The organism is Carnobacterium sp. (assembly GCF_032094055.1).
Classification (GTDB): Bacteria; Bacillota; Bacilli; order Lactobacillales; family Carnobacteriaceae; genus Carnobacterium_A.
The window spans coordinates 41,832-44,120 of sequence record NZ_DAMDAK010000006.1; the positions used below are offsets into that span (position 1 = coordinate 41,832).

At 37.5% G+C, this 2,289-nt stretch carries 2 protein-coding genes and 1 pseudogene; 1 reads left to right on the forward strand and 2 read right to left on the reverse strand.

Features of this window, described 5'->3' with window-relative positions:
* The first annotated feature begins 104 nt into the window (after positions 1-104).
* On the forward strand, positions 105-518 hold the full coding sequence (gene mscL, locus RT405_RS01915) for a large conductance mechanosensitive channel protein MscL (protein WP_313467102.1): 414 nt from the start codon (positions 105-107) through the stop codon (positions 516-518).
* An 82-nt stretch (positions 519-600) separates the two neighbouring features.
* Here mscL and RT405_RS01920 read toward each other — a convergent pair whose 3' ends face one another.
* Together RT405_RS01920 and RT405_RS01925 are read right to left on the reverse strand one after the other, a co-directional pair.
* The gene (locus RT405_RS01920) at positions 601-1,845 is read right to left on the reverse strand and encodes an MFS transporter (protein ID WP_313467104.1); all 1,245 of its coding nucleotides are present in this window, start codon (positions 1,843-1,845) and stop codon (positions 601-603) included.
* A gap of 301 nt (positions 1,846-2,146) precedes the next feature.
* Positions 2,147-2,289, reverse strand: a pseudogene (locus tag RT405_RS01925) (16S rRNA (cytidine(1402)-2'-O)-methyltransferase); the annotation flags it as partial.

Sequence of the window (2,289 nt, forward strand, 5' to 3'; positions counted from 1 at the left end):
ATTCTATTAGTTCTAATAAATAAAGTACGCTTAAGGAGTCACCCTTTTAATTGCCCCTCTTTTTTATTATACTGGGAACAGTTGAAAAAGAAGGAGCAAACCACATGAAGAATTTTATAGAAGAATTTAAAGAATTTGCTTTTAAAGGCAATGTACTCGACTTAGCTGTTGGGGTCGTCATCGGATCTGCATTTACAGCGATTGTAACCTCTCTCGTTGAAGACATCATTATGCCCGTAGTTGGGATAGTTATCGGCGGTCATGATATTTCTAACTTATCTTTAAAAATTGGAAATACCACGTTAGCTTACGGCGCCTTTTTACAAGCCGTTATTAATTTCTTGCTGATTGCCTTTGTTGTTTTTATGTTTATCAAAATTATTAATACTGCAGCTGCTAAATTCAAAAAAGAAACAGGCGAAGTCGGTAAAGAAGTAGAAATACCAGCCGCTGAACAATATTTAAAAGAAATTCGCGACTTATTGGCAAAAGACAACTCTTCTTCATCAGAAGAGTAAAGTTATAGAGCTACAAAAAATCCCAGAAAAGAAGTGCTTTATTCAGCACCTTCTTCTGGGATTTTTTAGTGATTGTTCCGACTTATTCGACACTATAATTTGGATTTTGGTAATTATCTTTTTTCAAGCCTTTAATGCTCATCATGATCACAAAACTGATCAAGTAGAGTGCAGATAAGAACAACATAACCGCAAACAAATTATAATGGTCTAGAATGAGGCCAATCGCAACAGATGAAAATCCGCCAACCGCACGCCCCACATTCAGAATGACATTATTAGCTGTTGAACGAATATGTGTTGGATAAAGTCTACCGACGATTGCACCATACCCTGCAAACATTCCATTTGCAAAAAAGCCAACGACTGCTCCTCCTAACAACAATGTCCATTCGCTAGTCGCTGTGACAAATAAAAAGACGGAGGCTGCTGAAGCAAGCAAGAACAGCGCATAAGCTGTCCGGGCTCCTAATTTATCCAAGATACGACCAAATAGCAACATGCCAATACTCATACCGACAATTGTTGAAATCATCCAAATTGATGAATCAGAAACCGACAACCCTAAGCTTTTTTGCAAAATGGATGGCAGCCAATTCATTAAACCAAAGTAACCGGCAATTTGAACGGTAGCCATGATCATTAAGGAAACCGTCAAGCGCGTTAACTTAGGTGTTTTAAATAATGCTTTGATCGATGTCGAAGGACCGTCCGTTTCTTTTTGTGCTTGTTTCCATTCATCTGTTTCATCCAAATGCTTGCGCACCAAAACAGCCATAATAACTGGCACTAGACCAAATAAGAATAACGTATTCCATCCAAGTGTTGGAATGATAAGTGCTGCTAAGATTGCTGCTAAAATAGAGCCGAATTGTCCAGAAATTGTAACGATTGACGTCATCGCTCCCATTTTCTTTCTAGAAAATACTTCAGCAACCAGAGCCATGCCGATTCCGTATTCGCCGCCTGCTCCCACACCAGCTAAGAAGCGGCAGAAGTAAATTAAGTAGATGTTGTTTGCAAAGTACATAGCTGCTGTGGCGAAAGCAAAAATATAAACAGTGTAGCTGAACATTTTGATTCGACCATGTTTATCGGCTAACACACCAAATAAAACGCCTCCCAGTAGCATCCCTAAATTAGTCACCGTTGAGATGAGTCCTGCTGCCGCACTATTGAGCTGCAAATCCGCAATAATAGAGGATAATGAGAAAGATAAGAACATAATGTCCATATTTTCTAATCCGTATCCTACTGCTGATGAAGCCAATATTTTCTTTTGGTAGCCTGACATGGTTGGATTACCAGTTGCCGTTTGTTGTTTCATATTTTATTTTCCTCCTAAAACGAATGATCTCTGTCATTCATTATTTTATGGTGTTGTCGATAAGTATACGAAAGATTTCTTTTTTGAGCAAGTTTTTTTTATTCAACACTCAAAAAACAGATTAATCAAGTTCTCAATACTTTTTTCATTAACGAGAGACAAACTGCCCTTTTTTAGCCATTCTTTGTCCCAATCTTGCTCTTTCGGGACAAGTTCTCTATTTTAAATGAGAAACTTGTCCAAAAAGTTAGGAAATAATCGATAAAACGCAAATTTTTATCGTTTATTCACATTTTTCTATTTAAAGTTCATGATAAGCAGCATAAACCTCTTGTTTTTTTATGTCTCTTAATTTAGCAACTTCTTTGATTGCTTCTTTACTGGTTAGCCCTCGTTCATCGATCACTGCGTTAACATGTTCTGAAAGAGACATCGAACTCCATG